12 protein-coding genes and 2 pseudogenes are annotated in these 17,459 nt (G+C 57.0%); 8 read left to right on the forward strand and 6 right to left on the reverse strand.

What is annotated here, in order from left to right; translation table 11 throughout:
* Nucleotides 1-575: 575 nt before the first annotated feature.
* Nucleotides 576-899, forward strand: coding sequence for a hypothetical protein (locus tag SLW74_RS23450; protein ID WP_410930275.1), 324 nt, complete (start codon nucleotides 576-578; stop codon nucleotides 897-899).
* A gap of 959 nt (nucleotides 900-1,858) precedes the next feature.
* Here SLW74_RS23450 and SLW74_RS23455 read toward each other — a convergent pair.
* A pseudogene (locus SLW74_RS23455) lies at nucleotides 1,859-3,045 on the reverse strand (IS256 family transposase); the annotation flags it as partial.
* Nucleotides 3,046-3,347: 302 nt separating this feature from the next.
* Between SLW74_RS23455 and SLW74_RS23460 the strand changes: the two are divergent.
* A pseudogene (locus SLW74_RS23460) lies at nucleotides 3,348-3,482 on the forward strand (thioredoxin-disulfide reductase); the annotation flags it as partial.
* A 70-nt stretch (nucleotides 3,483-3,552) separates the two neighbouring features.
* Here the strand turns inward: SLW74_RS23460 and SLW74_RS23465 are convergent.
* Nucleotides 3,553-4,416, reverse strand: coding sequence for an MBL fold metallo-hydrolase (locus SLW74_RS23465; RefSeq protein WP_410930276.1), 864 nt, complete (start codon nucleotides 4,414-4,416; stop codon nucleotides 3,553-3,555).
* Between the two features lie 89 nt (nucleotides 4,417-4,505).
* Here SLW74_RS23465 and SLW74_RS23470 point away from each other — a divergent pair, with 89 nt between their 5' ends.
* From SLW74_RS23470 to SLW74_RS23495, 6 genes are all read left to right on the forward strand, one after another.
* The gene (locus SLW74_RS23470; RefSeq protein ID WP_410930277.1) at nucleotides 4,506-4,835 is read left to right on the forward strand and encodes an ArsR/SmtB family transcription factor; all 330 of its coding nucleotides are present in this window, start codon (nucleotides 4,506-4,508) and stop codon (nucleotides 4,833-4,835) included.
* Nucleotides 4,836-4,942: 107 nt separating this feature from the next.
* Nucleotides 4,943-6,508, forward strand: a complete 1,566-nt coding sequence (locus SLW74_RS23475; RefSeq protein WP_410930278.1) for a beta-lactamase hydrolase domain-containing protein — start codon at nucleotides 4,943-4,945, stop codon at nucleotides 6,506-6,508.
* 4 nt (nucleotides 6,509-6,512) lie between these two features.
* Nucleotides 6,513-7,301, forward strand: a complete 789-nt coding sequence (locus SLW74_RS23480) for a sulfite exporter TauE/SafE family protein (RefSeq protein WP_410930279.1) — start codon at nucleotides 6,513-6,515, stop codon at nucleotides 7,299-7,301.
* Between the two features lie 153 nt (nucleotides 7,302-7,454).
* The gene (locus SLW74_RS23485; protein ID WP_410930324.1) at nucleotides 7,455-9,506 is read left to right on the forward strand and encodes a M3 family metallopeptidase; all 2,052 of its coding nucleotides are present in this window, start codon (nucleotides 7,455-7,457) and stop codon (nucleotides 9,504-9,506) included.
* A 45-nt stretch (nucleotides 9,507-9,551) separates the two neighbouring features.
* A complete protein-coding gene (gene pepP, locus SLW74_RS23490) occupies nucleotides 9,552-10,919 on the forward strand; it encodes a Xaa-Pro aminopeptidase (protein ID WP_410930280.1) in 1,368 nt (455 codons plus the stop codon).
* Nucleotides 10,920-10,982: 63 nt separating this feature from the next.
* Nucleotides 10,983-12,134 carry an AAA family ATPase gene (locus SLW74_RS23495; protein ID WP_410930325.1) on the forward strand — a complete coding sequence of 384 codons (1,152 nt, stop codon included), beginning with the start codon at nucleotides 10,983-10,985 and terminating at the stop codon, nucleotides 12,132-12,134.
* A gap of 18 nt (nucleotides 12,135-12,152) precedes the next feature.
* Here SLW74_RS23495 and pcp read toward each other — a convergent pair whose 3' ends face one another.
* The 4 genes from pcp to tldD all read right to left on the reverse strand — a co-directional run bounded on the left by pcp (nucleotide 12,153) and on the right by tldD (nucleotide 17,458).
* A complete protein-coding gene (gene pcp / locus SLW74_RS23500; RefSeq protein WP_410930281.1) occupies nucleotides 12,153-12,830 on the reverse strand; it encodes a pyroglutamyl-peptidase I in 678 nt (225 codons plus the stop codon).
* A complete protein-coding gene (locus SLW74_RS23505; protein WP_410930326.1) occupies nucleotides 12,827-13,288 on the reverse strand; it encodes an Lrp/AsnC family transcriptional regulator in 462 nt (153 codons plus the stop codon). The genes pcp and SLW74_RS23505 overlap by 4 nt, the downstream gene beginning before the upstream one ends.
* 202 nt (nucleotides 13,289-13,490) lie before the next feature.
* The gene (locus SLW74_RS23510; RefSeq protein WP_410930282.1) at nucleotides 13,491-15,887 is read right to left on the reverse strand and encodes a TonB-dependent siderophore receptor; all 2,397 of its coding nucleotides are present in this window, start codon (nucleotides 15,885-15,887) and stop codon (nucleotides 13,491-13,493) included.
* 113 nt (nucleotides 15,888-16,000) lie between these two features.
* Entirely contained in the window at nucleotides 16,001-17,458 is a 1,458-nt protein-coding gene (gene tldD / locus SLW74_RS23515) for a metalloprotease TldD (protein WP_410930283.1), read from the reverse strand.
* Nucleotide 17,459 lies beyond the last annotated feature (1 nt).

Genomic DNA, 17,459 nt, shown 5'->3' on the forward strand with positions numbered 1-17,459 from the left:
AGCGGAAAACGCTCTGCCGCACACTGCGTTAGACCGTTTTTAGGGAATAGCGCTGCGTGCATGGTGAATTATGACCTGCCATCGCTGCGCGGCAAGTTGATCGGAGCATCCTTAGGTTTGCTCGTGTGGCGCGTTTGGCATTACGGTAGGAATGAATCGATCCGCACATGATGGTGAGCACGACTCGAAACTCCAATCTGGCGGCTCGCGGTGGCTGTCTACAAGGAGTCTCTTGCACGCATCCGTGAATCATAGATGTTCAGTTATCGCAGACATCCAGGCTGGATTGAGGCCATCCGATTCTATGCATGAGTTGCTGGCGCCCATAGCATGGTGCTATTTGCCCCTGTATTAGCTGCACATCCGTCGGTAGCCGGGACGTACCAGGCTGACGTTTATCTTGTTCTGAGATCTCGACTGCGCAGGCATATCCAGCCGAATTTGCTGGCCCCCCTGGTAGAAGACCGGCATGCTACCCACGCTGAGCAGGATGCTTATCTGGCGTCGGATCTCGGCCTGTAACGTGCATCCCGAGTCACCTTTTTGATCCATTTATTGCTTAGAGAATTTGTAACATGAGTGACTTGCTCACTGAAGAAGAAATGCGCGCCGCACTGTTTGGTACGCCACCGCCAATATCCGTTCAGCCTCCGGTGATAGAGCCGGCGCCTTTGCCAGTGGCTCAACGTCCTAAATCCCAACAACCGACCCGATCCAAGGGCTCGTCGCCTCGCCTCAGAGTTACATTGAGCGTTACCAAGACGTTTGAAGGTGAGACTGAGGTTTTTACCTACGATGCCAGCACGTTGAGTTCATTGCTCGCTGAACAAGAAGCTAGGGCGGCCGCGCGGAAGAAGAAATTCAAGTATTTCGACGTGGTGTCTATTACCCCGATTTGAATGCTACGCCTCAAGGACATGCGTCAGTGTTACCCGGCCGTCGAGGGTAGACTGACCGGGGCGCGCCAAGACATCGCTTGGCCGGCCTTGAGTACGATCATCATGTCGGCCACCGGACTGATGAACCTGTGGGTGAAGGAGTCGGCATCCAGTGTCCGGCGCCAAGCGGGCCCGATATTGAGCTCTGTGATGGGAGCGGCAGAAGGCAGGTCGACCAACCGTAACGCGCTGCGAAGAAAACCCGCGCTGATCCTCTCATTCGAGATGTCGACAGACGGAAGAGATCTTCCTCCCGAGCGACCTCGACACAGCTTCAGATCGGTTTCAGGCGCCTCGCGAACAGCACGAGGTAGGCCTTCGACACGGCTCTCCTCTTTTCGTGGTTTCTTCCGACCAGCCCCCTGGCCCGAAACTTTCGTGCCCGTATGAAGCAGGGTGAATTGGGTAGTTGATGTGCAGTGCGTTCATCCAGGTAGTTGCGACCATCCCGCCCATTCTGATGAGCTATAAGGGTTATCACGACTCGAATCTTGAAGATGCTGGATAACCGCTCCACGACGACCTCTCTGCTTCGATAAAAGAGGTCGAGGGTAGTGAATTAATCGTGCGTTGCCTGCCTTATGGGTGGCCGGATCATCGTGGAATCTGTGGCCGGATGTTCATGGAATGGGTAGCCAGATGACCGTGGAATCCGCACTTAGACACATGGTGCCTTGTCATTGTCAGGATTACCCTCTGATGAGGGTAGGCATTGGATCGAGCTGTCAGGCGGGAAGGGGACATATGGAGCGCCGCGATACGAAACGACTTGATCCGCTGACGTCTTAATATAGGTGGGAGATGCACTGGCGGGGACGCAGTGGATGAGTCGCTGTGAGACTCGACCCTACGAATTGGCCGCACCAGTGTATCAGCCATCCCAGCCCTTCGATCGTGTCCCAGGAAGTGGTGTAACTCATCACGGCCGACAGCTTGGCCTGCGGATTATCGCTGACCGCCTCGAAGGCCTCCAACTGCATGTAGCGCCTTTGCAGGCACCATTCGTCGTTCTGTTCCAGCAACATTGCTCCGACCAGCCTGGTGATCGCCGGATCGTTAGGAAAGATACCCACGACATCGGTTCGTCGTTTGATTTCCGCGTTCAGCCGCTCAAGCGGATTGGTGCTGTGTAGCTGCTGACGATGGGCTTTGGGGAAGGCCATGTGGGCCAGTACTTCATCCTCGCAGCCGTCCATCAGTACGGCGATCTTTGGATACTCCTCTCGCAGTTGGTCGGCCACCAGACGCCATTGTTGATGGCATTCAGCGCGGCTGTCCTGAGCAAAGACCGTGCGCAGCAACGCCGCCACCATGCTGCGCTGCCCCTTGCCGACATGAGCCATGGCGTTACGCATAAAGTGCACGCGGCAGCGCTGCCAAGTCGCATGGAAGACTTTGGCGACCGCCGCCTTGAGACCTTCGTGAGCGTCGAAGATCACCAGCTTTACCCCGCGCAAACCACGACGCATCAGACTGCGAAGGAAGTCCGTCCAGAACGGCTCAGCCTCGGAAGGGCCCACCTGCATTCCCAGAATTTCCCGCCCGCCATTGGTGCTCACGGCTACGGCGATTATTACCGCGACCGAAACGATACGGCCTGCCTCCCGCACTTTGACGTAGGTAGCGTCGATCCAGAGGTACGGCCAGTCGCCCTCAAGGGGTCTATCCAGGAACGCATTGACGCGTTCATCGATCTCGCCCGCGAGCCTGGATACCTGGCTTTTCGAGATGCCGGTCATGCCCATGGCCTTGACCAGCTCGTCGACTGAGCGCGTGGAAACGCCTTGGATGTGGGCCTCCTGAATGACTGCCGCCATCGCTTTCTCAGCGGTTTTGCGAGGTTCAAGGAAGCCCGGAAAGTAGCTGCCTTGACGCAGCTTTGGGATCTTTAGTCAACGTCACCGGCACGGGTCTGCCACAGGCGGTCGCGGTAACCGTTGCGGCTGTTGGTGCGATCAGGACTTTTGACGTCGAAGCCGGCGCCGCACAGGCTTTCAACGTCGAAATCCATCATGCGCTGGGCAACGAACTGGATCATTTGCTTGAGCAGATCAGCGTCTGCCCCTTTCTCAACCAACTCGGTCAATGCGATAGTGGGATTGGTCATCGTGCTTCTCCTGGTGCTCGTTAGGTCTTCGCAAACTCAACGTTAGCCAAGAACCACGATGACCATCCTCTTTCGCCCGCAGGGCGGCTTCGGTTGGGTCAGTTACACCACTTCCAGGGACACGATCAGCCCTTCATTGCGCTGGTGGTGGATAGCCATCGACAGTAAAGCCCCCTAAGATGCGTTTCTTTTACATTAGCGACAGCGGCCTGGTATTGATCCTGCCCCAAAGTGGCAAGGATAGGCATGCCGTTCGCCAGACATCACCAGGTCTGGGAGCTTGATTTCTTTCAACTTCGCGGACCAGTGTCGAAGGCGTATCCGCTGCCGTAGACGTGGCAGACCACGTATGTCGGCAATCAATTAGATCAGCAGGTGCAGGTTGTATGGCTGCCCTTGACGTAGGGCGTTATCTCGACCCTGCTGGTGGGCATTAAGTTTGTAGCGCTATGGGAGATGCCGATTTGTTATTAGGCTTCGCCACTATGGCTCTGTGATCGGACCGGTTCAGAAACGGTTCAACGGGATCTTCAAGCTATGAAGACCGCTTTCATCAGAAGGCGGAAGATTTCCTGCCCGAATATTTATTTGTAAAGCGGGCAGCAGCAACGCAGGAACCGATAGGTTCGAGTCCCGAGATCTACGCATACGCACGAAGGATTGCAGGTCAGCGGTGTCGTTGACATGGATGTTCTTTGCCTTCTGCTCCGCTACAGTTGTCCTCCAGAAAACGTCTCTTCCTTCCGGCGGATAGTCGTGGCACATGAAAAGTCTGGTTTCAGGTGGCAGAGAGAGTAGTCGTTTGATTGATACATAAAGCAGTACAGCATCGCCGCCCGGGAAATCGCATCTGGCAGTTCCCACGTCCGGCATGAATAGGGTATCGCCGACGAATACATCCTTGCGGTCGACTTGGTAAGCGACGTCCGCGGGCGTATGACCAGGTACATGCAGAACCTTAACTTCCATCTTGCCAATATGAAAAGTTTCGTCCGCTTCAAACAGTTTATCGAACTGCGACCCATCCAGCAGGAAACTTGGTTCAAGATTGTAGATATCCCGAAATGCGCTCTGCACCGCTGTGATCTGAGCGCCAATGCCAATCTTGCCGCCTAGCTTGTCCTTCAGATAGGCGCTGGCAGACAAGTGATCCGCATGAGCGTGTGTTTCGAGTAGCCACTGGACTTGCAACTGGTGGCTTTGTACGAACCCGGCAATACGGTCCGCGCTATCCGTCCGGATTCGCCCCGCTTTGGCATCGTAATCCAGCACCGGGTCTATGATCGCGCACGGCCCGCCTGCCGCCTCGAAAACGACATAGCTCACTGTGGCAGTGGCGGTGTCGTAGAAACCTTCTATCTGAGCGGTCATGGGGGTCTCTTCAATCTATGTCATTACAATATATTGAAACATATACTATTTGATCGTAGACTGTCGACCATCAAATACCGAGGCTCTCCATGGCTGCTCAATTGTCTACCGAGGAAATCGGTCTATTGCGGGATTCGGCCTCCAAGGCGTGTGCCTTGTTGAAGGCCTTGGCTAACGAGGATCGTCTGTTACTGCTGTGTCAGCTGACTCAGGGGGAGCGAAATGTCGGAGAGCTGGAAGCCTTGTCTGGAATAAAGCAGCCGACACTGTCCCAGCAGCTAGGCGTCCTGCGTGATGAGGGAATGGTCAATACCCGCAGAATGGGTAAGTACATCTACTACTCGTTAGCTAGCTTCGAAGTTGTCTCGCTGATGCAGACGCTGTCAGGGCTGTACTGCGGCCAGGCACTCAAGAAGTAGACGTCCCCGATTGACCGTTATTTTGCTGATGTGAGTCTCGCACCGGCTGTAGCCGGGTGGAGGCACGACGGCTGAGTCATCACACGGTTATTTGCCTGGAGTTTGTAATGGAGTATGTGGTGAAGCGTATCGACTCAGTGTTCTCGGTGTCAGGTCAGTTGACTCCTGATGACCTGCCCGATGTGAAGGCTAAGGGGTTCGCGACCCTGATCTGCAATCGACCGGACCACGAGGGCGGGGCTGACCAGCCAGATCATCTGACTATGGAGCGATCTGCCCTGGCTTCAGGCCTTGTGTTCAGATACGTGCCGATCTTGAGTTCCGGCGCAACCGACGAACAGGCCCATCAACTTGCAACGCTGATCGAGGGGCTTCCTAAGCCTATCCTGGCCTACTGCCGGACCGGCAATCGCTCTGCCAGGCTCTACGCTGCCGCTACCAAAGGGGCGAGTGAGAAGCCGTGCTATGACGTCGTGATCATAGGCGGTGGCTCGGCCGGCATCGCGATCACCGCCAGTCTGCTCAAGCGCGACGCCTCATTGCGTGTTGCGATCGTCGAACCGTGCAGCGAACACTACTACCAGCCCGCCTGGACACTGGTTGGTGGTGGCGCCTATAGCATTCAGGACACGGCAAGGCCTATGGGTAGCGTAATGCCCAAGGATGCCTACTGGATAAAGGCGTCGGTATCGGCGTTCGCTCCGCATCGCAGAGTCGTATTGCTCAGTGATGGGGCAGAACTTGGCTACCAGCAGCTCATCGTCTGCCCTGGCCTTCAATTAGCATGGGAAAAAATCGAGGGCATCGAAGAGACGCTCGGCAAAAATGGAGTGACCTCCAACTACCGGCACGATCTCGCTCCCTACACCTGGGAACTGGTCCGTTCGCTGCGCAGCGGCAAGGTACTGTTCTCTCAGCCACCGATGCCAATCAAGTGTGCTGGAGCGCCACAGAAAGCGATGTACCTGTCTTGTGACCACTGGCGCAAGAACGGCGTTCTGGAGTCGATCTCGGTCGAGTTCAACCTTGCCGGGCCGGCACTGTTTGGGGTGGCCACTTTCGTTGCTCCATTGATGAAATACGTCGAGACCTACGGCGCGCAGCTTGCCTTCCAGTCCAACCTGGTGAAGGTCGACGGGCCTGGCAAGACTGCATGGTTCGAGGTTGCCGATGGCAATGGCAATGTCACCCGGGTCGAGAAAACTTTCGACGTTCTGCATGTCGTTCCCCCGCAACAGGCCCCTGATTTCATCCGTCGTAGCGAACTGGCCGACAAGGCTGGCTGGTTGGAAGTCGATCCTACGACGTTGCAGCATCCGCGCTATCCCGAAGTCTTCGGCGTTGGCGATGTGTGCGGCACAACCAATGCCAAGACCGCAGCCGCGGCTCGCAAGCAGGTCGTGATCGTGGCACAGAATTTGTTGGCGCTACGCAAGGGCGCCGAGCTACCGGGCCGTTATGACGGGTACGGCTCGTGCCCGCTAACCGTGGAGAACGGAAAAGTCATTCTCGCCGAGTTCGGGTATGGCGGCAAACTGCTGCCCACCTTCCCGATGGACCCGACGATCCCGCGCAAGTCGGCCTGGTTTTTGAAGGCGCGCCTGCTGCCCTGGTTCTACTGGAACGGGATGCTCAAGGGGCGCGAATGGTTCACCGACTGCTCGTCGAAGTAGGCTGATGCTGACTTTGATGATTGGCGCTTGTGTTGGCCTTGTGCTTGGGTTGACAGGGGCGGGTGGCGGCATATTGGCGATTCCTGCGCTCACCCTTGGGCTTGGATGGTCGGTCACTCAAGCCACGCCCATCGCCTTGCTGGCCGTTGGCGGCGCGGCACTGCTAGGCGCGATCTACGGCTTGCGCCAAGGACTTGTTCGTTACAAGGCTGCTGCTACGATGGCTTGTGCCGGCTGGCTCGTTGCCCCCTTGGGGCTGTACTTGGCACAGCAGGTAGCCGGCGATGTGCTGATGCTCATGTTCGGTATGGTCATGCTGATGGTCGCCGGCCGGATGTATTGGCAAGCCAGGCATGTGCGGGATGAATCGCAGGGCACCCTGCAGCGCAACTGTATGCTGGACCCCGCAACCGGCCGCCTCGACTGGAATGCCCGATGCCTGGCGACCCTGGCCGCAATTGGCGGAGCATCGGGCTTTCTGACGGGGTTGCTGGGCGTCGGCGGTGGATTCCTTATCGTTCCTGCCTTTCGCAAATTCAGCGACGTGCGCATGCACGGCGTTGTTGCAACGTCATTGATGGTTGTTGCGCTGGTGTCACTGGGCACGCTCGCTCATCTTTTCAGCAGGGGCCTGGTATTAGAGCCTGCAGGCGCGTCCTTCATTGGTGCGGCCCTTTGCGGAATGATAGGCGGCCGGTGGCTTGCGCCGAAAATATCCGCCCTTTTACTGCAACAGCTTTTCGCATTGCTGTGTGTCGCGGTAAGTCTGCTGATGATCAGCAAAGGCCTTTGACAGGGTCAGCACACTAGCCGCAGAAATTTTCGGGCAGGGGGCATTTGTCAGAACGATATTTCACGACAGCGCCAGTGCTTCTGGCAAAAGGAAAAAACCTTTCATTACCGGCTCCCTAGACTATCCAGAATCGCTCATTGTCATTTGATCTGGATAGGCTCAACCGTGACCAACCCTTTGCTTCAGCATCATCCATTGCCGCCCTATGCGCACATACGGGCTGAGCATGTACAGCCGGCCATCGAGCAGATCCTTACCGAAAACCGCGCAGCCATCAGAGCCATTCTCGAGAGGGAGAAGGCAGCACCTTCCTGGCAAAGGCTCATCGTGGCACTGGACGAGGTCGACGCTCGACTGCAAAACGCCTGGCGTCCGGTGGGTCATCTGAACAACGTTTGCAGCAGCCCTGAACTCAGGGCGGCCTACGAGGCATGTCTTCCGTCCCTGAGTAAGTACATGTCGGACATCGGCCAGGACAAGGACCTTTTCGACGCTTTAGTAGCACTATCTAATAGTGCCGAGAGCGAAAGCTTCAGTCAGTCGCAGAACATGACCATCAGTTTGAAACTCCGCGCCCTGCGTCTCTCAGGTATCGACTTGCCTGAAAGTGACCAGCTACGGTTCAAGGAAATCAGCGGCCGGTTGTCAGAGTTGGCCAGCAGCTTCGCCAACAACGCCCTTGATTCGACTCAGGGCTGGAGCAAGCACGTCATTGATCCTACCTTGCTGGCCGGTTTGCCAGAGTCGATCAAGGCACAGATGGCGCGCCTGGCACAAACCAAGGACCTGCAGGGGTGGTTGGTGACCCTGGATCAGCCGGCTGTACAGGCGGTAATGACGTTTGCCGACAGCGAGTACCTGCGCGAGGAAGTTTACTGGGCTTACAACACGCGTGCCTCGGACAAGGGCCCGCAGGCCGGGATGCACGATAACACCCCGATCATTGCTGAAATCCTGGCCCTGCGTCACGAGATGGCCCGCTTGTTGGGCTACCCGCAGTACTCGGATCTAAGTCTCGCGACCAAGATGGCTCCTTCCAGCGAAGAAGTGCTTGGGTTCGTTGATAAGCTGGGTGCGTCTGGTAAAACCAGCGCCTACCGAGAGTACGACGAACTGTTGAACTACGCCGCCATCAACGGCGCGCCGGATCTCAAGCCATGGGGTGTGGCCTACACCAGCGAGAAAATGCGCAAAGACCTGCTCGACCTTTCACAACAGGTCATTCGTCAATATTTCCCGATTGAGGCGGTACTGGTCGGGCTGTTCGAGATCGCCGGTCGCCTGTTTAGGATAGAGTTGCGTGAGCGCTTCGATTTCGACCGGTACCACCCCGATGTTCGGTTGTTCGACGTCATCGAAGAAGGCGTTCTCACCGGCCACGTCTATATGGATCTGTACGCCCGCTCAGGCAAGCGCGGCGGAGCCTGGATGGACGCGGTGGTCGACCGTCGCCGCAATGCGCAAGGAGAAATTGAACTTCCGATCGCCCAGCTGGCGTGCAATTTCGCTTCGGCCAGTGCTGAGGAGCCTGCGTTGCTCGACCACAAGGACGTAATCACTTTGTTCCACGAGCTGGGTCACGTGCTGCATCACGTCCTGACACGCATAGATGAATGTGCTGTGTCCGGAATCAACGGCGTGGCGTGGGATGCGGTCGAGCTGCCCAGCCAGTTCATGGAGAACTGGTGCTGGAACGCAGAGGGGCTCTACCTTATATCGCGGCATCATCAGACAGGTGAATCGCTACCCCCCGAGCTTCTGGAGAAAATGATCGCTGGCCGCAATTTCCAGGTGGGTATGAACACCTTGCGCCAAGTCGAGATTGCCCTGTTCGACTTCGAACTCCATCTGAGTCACGGTGACGGACGTTCCTGCCAGCAGGTATTCGAAAGTGCTCGCCAACGTGTCGCCGTGGTGCCGGCCCCGGCTTATCACCGGTTTCCTAATACCTTCAATCACGTGTTCGCCGGCGGTTATGCGGCAGGTTACTACAGCTATAAGTGGGCTGAAGTATTGTCGGCCGACGCATTCTCGCGTCTCGAAGATGTGGGTGGGATCAGTGCCCAGGTGGGCCGTGAATTCCGCGACACCGTTCTGGCCAACGGTGGATCCATTCCTGCCATGGAAGTATTCAAGCGCTTCCGCGGGCGCGAGCCCAGCCTCGAGGCATTGATCAAATACAGCGGTTTGGAAACTGCAGCCTAGCCAGCTTCGGCAAACCCTGACCACCGAAACGTTGAAGAGGTTGTTTTGACTAAAATTCCCAAGATCGAATTTGCCCGCCGTCGTACCGAACTAATGAAGCAGATGGGCGCCGGCAGCATCGCCATCGTGCCTGCTGCTGCGTTGTCGTACCGCAACAGCGACGTGGGCCATACCTATCGTCAGGCGAGCAATTTCCAGTACCTGACGGGCTTTCCCGAGCCTGAAGCCGTCGCCGTCCTGATCCCGGGCCGTGCACAGGGGGAATATGTGCTGTTCTGCCGTAGCCGCGACCCCAAAATCGAATTGTGGGACGGCGCGCGGGCAGGGCAGGAGGGGGGTATCAGCTTGTATGACGCCAACATCGCCTTGTCGATAGAGGACATCGACACGCAATTGCCCGAGCTGATGGATGGCTGCGAACGCGTCTTCTACGGCCTCGGTGCCGAGGAGGCCTTTGATGCGCGTGTTGTGGGTTGGATCAACGCTGTACGCGCTAAGGCCCGCCACGGCGCCAACCCTCCCTCGCAGATCCTGGACATAGCGCCGATGCTGAGCGAAATGCGCCTGATCAAAAGCCCGGCAGAAGTGTCAGTCATGCGTGAAGCATCGAAGCTTTCGGCCAAGGCGCACGGCAGGGCAATGGCGTCGGTGCAGCCAGGTCTGTACGAGTACCATCTTGAGGCGGAGTTGCGTTACGCCTTCAGCACTGGCGGGGCCAGGCATACCGCGTACGGCTCGATTGTTGGCGCAGGGGCCAACGCTTGCGTCCTGCACTACGTCGATAACGACAAGCGGATTGAAGACGGCGATCTGGTACTGATCGATGCAGCGTGCGAGTTGGATTGCTATGCCAGCGACATCACTCGCACTTTTCCGGCCAACGGCACATTCACCGCCGCGCAGCGGGCGGTGTATCAAGTGGTGCTCGACGCGCAACTCGCGGCCATCGCTCAGATCAAACCTGGCAACTGCTGGAACGACGTGCATGACGCCGCGGTGCGTAGCCTTACAACAGGGCTGGTAGCGTTGGGGTTGCTCGAAGGCGATGTCGACACCCTGATCGCCGAGGGTACCTACAAGGAATTCTACATGCATACCACCGGGCATTGGCTGGGCCTGGATGTGCATGATGTGGGCCGATACAAGATCGAAGGCGCCTGGAGAGCCCTTGAACCTGGAATGGTGTTCACGGTAGAACCGGGCTTGTACATCGCGCCCGACAATCGTAGCGTTGACCCTGTATGGCGCGGTATAGGCGTGCGTATCGAGGACGTAGTGGTCGTCACGGCCGAGGGTGTGGAGGTGCTGACCCTCCAGGTGACAAAAGAGGCTCATGAAATTGAAGCGCTGATCAAGCGAGCACAGGCAACCGCGGGCAGTGATCGCCAAGCACAGACAGCGGCCGCCTTGTAATAGCGACCGGTCCTGCTCTGCACTGCTCCAAACGGCTTGCTAGATAACCAGGGAGTGATGAATTTGTTGCAGATCCTAGCCGTAGAGAACTACCGCTCCATACAACGTTTGGAGCTTTCGTTGGGCAGACTTACCGTGGTAACCGGCGGCAACGGCAGCGGTAAATCCAGTTTGTATCGCACGCTACGATTGCTGGCCGATACTGCCCAACGAGGCGTTGTTGCCGGTATTGCCCGGGAAGGCGGTTTGGAGTCCTGTTTCTGGGCCGGACCGCATGATCAGTCGGCGCTTGGATCAGGCGGGTCGCCAGCAAGGATGCGTCTGGGGTTCGCGGGTGAAGATTTTAGCTACGCGATGACCCTAGGCATGCCGAGCCCTTCACCGGGGGAAAGCAATCAATTTCGGGAGACCTTTTTCGCTCAAGATCCAGAGATCAAGCACGAGATCATATGGGCAGGCCCGGTCTATCGGCCAGCCTCGGTGCTGGTGGAGCGCAAGGGACCATCCGTGCGTATCAGGACGGACTCTGGGTGGCGGTCACTTACTCAAGAGCTAGCGCCTTTCTATAGCCTGTTCGATACAGGAGGTGCAGTCGATTCGCCAGAAATAGGTGCCGTGCGCGAGCTCATTCGAGATTGGCGTTTCTACGATCATTTCCGTACCGATGCTGCGTCGCCTGCCCGCCAGCCCCGGTTGGGCACGCGCACGCCTGTGCTGAGCGCCTCCGGGAGCGACCTGGCTGCCGCACTCCAGACCATTCGAGAGATTGGTGATCCGCAGGCGTTGGATCTTGCAATCGACGATGCATTTCCGGGCTCGCGGATGGAGGTAATACGCGAAGGTGGGTTATTTACGTTGTCGCTGCACCAGACCGGTCTTTTCCGTCCACTGACTGCGAGCGAATTCTCCGATGGTACCTTGAGGTATCTTCTGTTGGTGGCTGCGTTGCTGACACCTAGGCCCCCAGGACTGATGGTATTGAACGAACCAGAGAACAGCCTCCATCCTGATCTCTTACCTGCGCTGGCGCGCCTGATCATCAACGCATGCACACGGTCCCAGGTCTGGATAGTTTCGCACTCGGAACAGCTAGTGCGCGCTCTGCGCGAGGCAAAAGAGCTGGTGAGTTTCGAACTGGAGAAGCCCGACGGTCGAACGCAGATAAAGGGGCAGGGCGGCTTGCTCGATGGCCCGCTGTGGCGGTGGCCTGCATGAGTGGCCGAGGCACAGCGGTCAGTGCAAGGCTCCCGCGGGGATCGGCATATCGATTTCGGTGGTGGCCGCTGTCTGCGCTGCAAGGCGCAAGGCGTCTGTCACCTGCTCTGCCGACATGCTGGGCGCGCCAGGGTACTGGGCTGCCTGCTGAGGCAGATAGGGAATGTGTATGAATCCCGCCCTGGCGTCCGGTCGGTCACGTAGCGAATGCATCATGCTATAGAACACATGATTACAAACGAAAGTGCCGGCCGTATTAGAGACACTGGCCGGTATCCCCTTATCACGCAGCGCGAGCATCATGGCCTTTATCGGCAGGGTAGAAAAGTAAGCCGCGGGGCCGTCAGGGTCGATAGCCGTGTCAACCGGCTGTTGGCCAGCGTTGTCTTCGATACGAGCATCGTCGATGTTTATGGCCACGCGCTCTATCGAAATATCTGTCCTTCCACCGGCCTGGCCTACGGCGATTACGATGTGGGGTTGAAGGGCTCTAGTAGCATCGATCAATACTCGGCGTGCCTCGTCAAACACACATGGGAGCATCAACGTAACGACCTGGTAGCCGGCCGCCAGTTCTACGCCATTCATCGACTTCACCGCCTCCCATGCAGGGTTGACCGACGCGCCGCCAAAGGGCTCGAAACCCGCCATTAGAATGATTCGAGGTGAGTCGGGTTTTTCCTTGTCCGGCGTCATACGGCGTAGCGTAGCGGTAGCGAAGTGGTGTATTTGATCTGCTCCATGGCGAAGCTTGAGCTGATGTCGAGCAGCCCGGGTATCTGAATCAGTTGCTTGTACACTTTGTCGTAGCCCTTGATATCAGGAACTACCATTTTAAGCATGTAATCGGTATCGCCGGCCATACGGTACAGCTCCGTGATTTCGGCAATTTCCGCCACGCCGATGTTGAAAGACTTGAGCCATTGCGCAGAATGCTGGCTGGTTTTCAAAGAGACGAATACAGTTACGCCAACATTCAGTTTCTCACGATCAAGAAGAGCAACACGTTTTCCCAAAATTCCGTCTTCTTCCAGCTTCTGAATACGCCGCCAGCATGCAGTATTACCCAGGCCTATTCGTTCGGCTATCGTCCCAATTGCAATGCTGCAATCATGCTGAAGCGTTTCGAGAATTGCTTTGTCAAATTTGTCCAGCTGAAGAGGGGGTGAAGTGGCCATATAGGGCGCTCCTGACCAAAACGTTAGAATCCGAGCATCAGCGAGCCTGCGCCTCAATACGTAGAATCATAGTTCTAAGCATTGAGTCGCATGCGCGCGCAGTCGCGTTATTGCAAACGCAGCTCAGTGATAGTGGCAACAATGACTGATGGGGGGGTGCTATGCACTTGGCGATCTTTTAGAAACGATACTCAGCCGTTAACCGAGTCGTACGTCCTTCTTTCTGATTGATCCAGAGTGGTGAGGTACTGTAAGCGTAGATATCCCGGTCGAACACGTTTTTCACGCCCAGGGTGAGCGACCATTCTTTCTGTCGGTAGAAAACCGACAGGTCGGTTTGTGCCCGCCCCGGGTTGTTGAAATAGGTGCTGTTGCGAAACCCGTTCCACGAAGAGCTTTGCGCTGTGACGCCGATGCCTGCACCGAGCCCTTTCAGGAGACCTTCCTGAAGTTGGTAGGACGTCCACAGGTTGGCCGATTGTTTCGGTTGGCCAGTGATTCTGTTAACGCGGCCACTGACCATGGCCGGGTCCTCGAACTTCGAGTAGGTATAACTGAACGTCAGGTCCCAGCCTGGTAGCAATTGCCCGTTCAGATCAAAGTCAAAGCCCTTGCTCATGCGGCCTTCGCTACCCAAGTATTGACCTAATTGGTTCGCTACGGGCACGTTGGTCTGCTCGATATCGAACACTGCCGAGGTAATGGTCAGTCGGTCGTCAAGAAGGCTGAACTTGACGCCCAGCTCTTTGGCCTTGCTTTCGCTCGGTGCCAACTGAGTACCGCTGATGTCTACGGCGGAAGAGCCGCTGAACCCGTTCAGGAGGTTGGCATAGACCGTGATTTCATCGGTCAGGTCGTAGGCGATCCCATAGTTAGGTACCCATTTCTTCTGGTCAAATGAGGATCCCGCCCTTCCTACCACTTGGGTTTCATTTTGCCATTGGGCTTCTTTGCCGGCGAACAGCAAGTGGAGTTTGTCCATGATCGTAATCTGATCCTGGATCAGCAGGCCGCGTTGAATGCTGCGGCCTTCGTAGCTCTTGCGGTCGGTGGTGCTGATGGGGCGGTAGGACTGGGAATCTGGGTCATAGGCGTTGCCACCGATGAAAGGACCTCGGCCGGTAATACCGTCATACTGGGTGTTGTTGGAGTGCATGTAGTCGAACCCGATCAGCACTTCATGCTTCAACGGACCCGTGTCGAAGGTGCCCCTAAAGTCGTTCTGGGTGCTCCAGTAGCGGACGTTGTTGACCGAAGTAAAGGGGTTGACCACCATTGTGCCGTTCGCTGCAATGGCGTAAGGTTGGTAGATCTGGAAATTGAGGTGGGAATCCGAATAGGTTGCCTTGCTGTTGAAAGTCCAGCCGTCAGCGAGGTCTTGGTTCAGCTCGTAGTAGCCAGTTTTAGTGATCGATGAAATGTGGTCGTCCTGGTCACCAAGCCGCGGCGTGGACAGATCAGCAATTTTTCCGGTACGGGTATTGTAGAACGTACCTGCCAGATTCTGGGCGGAGCGGGAATCATTGAACTCCGCGCCTACCTTGATGCGGGTGGAATTCCCTTGCCAGGCTATGACCGGGGCGAAAAAGTCCCCACGTGAGCCATTGTAGTCAGGATAGGTTTCGCTTGAACGAAGGCGAGCATAGTTCAAGCGGTAGCTCCACGCCTTGTCGTCAGTCAGCGCTCCACCCAGATCAATGGCGGTCTTGTATTCGCCCCGGTCGGTGACTTCCTGGCGAATTACGTGCAGTGGGGTGGTGACCGGTGCCTTGCGCACGATGTTGATAGTGCCGCCAGGCGAAGAGCTACCGGACATGACGGCGGCAGGGCCCTTGATAACCTCAACGCTTTCGACACCGTCGATAGGCGCGGAAGGTAGCAGGACCCCGCCGCGGGTTTCCGGGCCGCTGACACCGTCGGTGGCGGTCTGAGTTACCTCGTATCCACGAATGTAATAGGTGGTAGTACCTTGGTTGCCTTCCTGCGCGACCACGCCCGCGGCGTTGCGTAGAGCATCTTCCACGCTGGTGGTCTGGCGATCTTCAATCACCTGGCGCGTTACGGTCTTGATCGATTGCGGCGTTTCCTGCAGCGCAGTGTTGGTGCGTGTTGCACTGCTGGAGGCAGTAGCAGCGTATTCCTCGGTGATGGGAGCGCCTTCGACCGAGATTGCCGGGAGCATGGCGTCATTGCTGGTGGCGTAGGACGCAGCGACCGGGGCAGGGGCTGAAATCAGAAGGTTGCCATCCGGCGTGCTGCTCGAAGTCAGTGAAGTGCCTGCAATAGCCGCAGCCACCGCCTGGCCAGCATTCAAATTACCTTTAATAGCCGGTGCATGATAGTCGCCAATATTCGGCAGGCTGACTTGAATGTCCAATCCACTTTGGCTGCTGATACGCGACAAAGTCTCTTGCAATGAAGCGGCAGGTAAGTCGTAGTAGCTCTGTTGGGTAATAGTGGCAGGCGCCGGTGCACCCAATGTCATTTCGGTATAACCGATGCTGCTCAAGCCCAACGATATACCCAATGCCAACGGCAAAGGTTTGAAACGCTTGAAACCTGTTGCATTCCCCATTCTTCACATCCCCGGATGAACTACGAAATTATCCTGCCATTCAGTGCAGTTATTACTAAAGTGCAATGAGGACCCTAAAGTGACAGTGCCGAGCCCATTTTTTTAACAATGGTTTATCGAGCGGTGCCGCCCACCAGTAGGTTATCGATCTTCAACGTCGGTTGGCCTACGCCGACCGGAACACGCTGGCCGGCTTTGCCGCACATGGCTAGGCCGCGGTCCAGTGCCAGGTCGTTACCGACCATGCTGATATGGCGCAGCGTCTCTGGACCGCTGCCGGTCAGGGTTGCTCCCCGTATCGGGGCGGTTAGCTTGCCGTCTTCGATCAGCCACGCCAGGGCACTCTGGAAGCAGAACTGCCCGCTAACGATATCCACTTCGCCGCTGCCCAAATCCTGCAGATAGACCCCGCGTTTTACCGACGCGATGATCTCCTGCGGCGCGTACTCGCCTGGCTCCATGAACGTATTGGTCATGCGTGGCATGGGCAAGTGCGCATAGGACTGACGGCGACCGTTGCCGGTCGGGCGTTGCTTCATCAAGCGGGCATTCAGATCGTCGTGCATATAGCTGCGCAGCACGCCTTTTTCAATGAGTGCGGTGCGCTGCCCTGGTTCACCTTCATCGTCGATGTTCAGCGAGCCACGCGAGCCAGGTACCGTGGCATCGTCATAGATAGTGACGCCTGGAGCGGCCACGCTTTGTCCCATCTTCGAGGAGTAGATGGAGCTGCCAGTCCGGTTGAAATCACCCTCGAAGCCGTGGCCCATTGCCTCGTGCAACAGCATGCCAGGCCAACCGCTAGCCAGTACCACAGGCAGTTGACCCGACGGAGCTTGTATTGCCTCCAGGTTAATCAAGGCGCTATCGACGATACGCTTGACCTCGATCTGCAATGTCGACGCTTCGAAATGCAGGAAGCCATTGCGCCCACCCATGCCACCGGTAGCCGCTTCCAGTTTGCCGTTGTGTTGTACGGTGATGCGTATGAACAGCAGCACCAGCGGGCGCACGTCGGCAGCCAGGCGCCCATCGTGACGCATCACCATCATCATTTCATGCCTGAGTTCCAGTGTTGCCGAAACGTGAGTGACACGAGGGTCGGCACTGCGAGCGTACTGCTCGACCTGTTCGAGCAGCGCGATGTTGGCCGATGCCGAGGAGCCCAGCAGTGGGTCGTCGGTGCCATAGCTTGGACGATCGATCATTCGCGTTTCCACAAGCGGCATCCGCGCGCTGCTGCCTTTGCCGGCAATGCTGCGAACCGAATCGGCAGCATTGCTCAGGCGTTTGTGGGTGATCTGTTGTGAATAGGCAAAGGCGGTCTGGTCCAGTTCGCTGGCGCGCAGCCCGAAGCCCTGATCGACATTGAAGCTGCCGGCTTTGACCTGGCTATTCTCCAGCGACCAGCTTTCACGGCGAATGGATTGCAAGTACAGGTCGGCGAAGTCCACCCGGTGGGTCATGACCTGGTCGAGCGTCTTGCGCAGGTCGCTCAGCTCCAGGCCATTGGGCACCAAGAGTTTGTCGCTGGCCAATGCGAGATTATCGGGGGTGTTGGTATCGTTCATG

Source organism: Pseudomonas sp. W5-36 (assembly GCF_046540455.1).
Taxonomy (GTDB): Bacteria; Pseudomonadota; Gammaproteobacteria; order Pseudomonadales; family Pseudomonadaceae; genus Aquipseudomonas; species Aquipseudomonas graminis_B.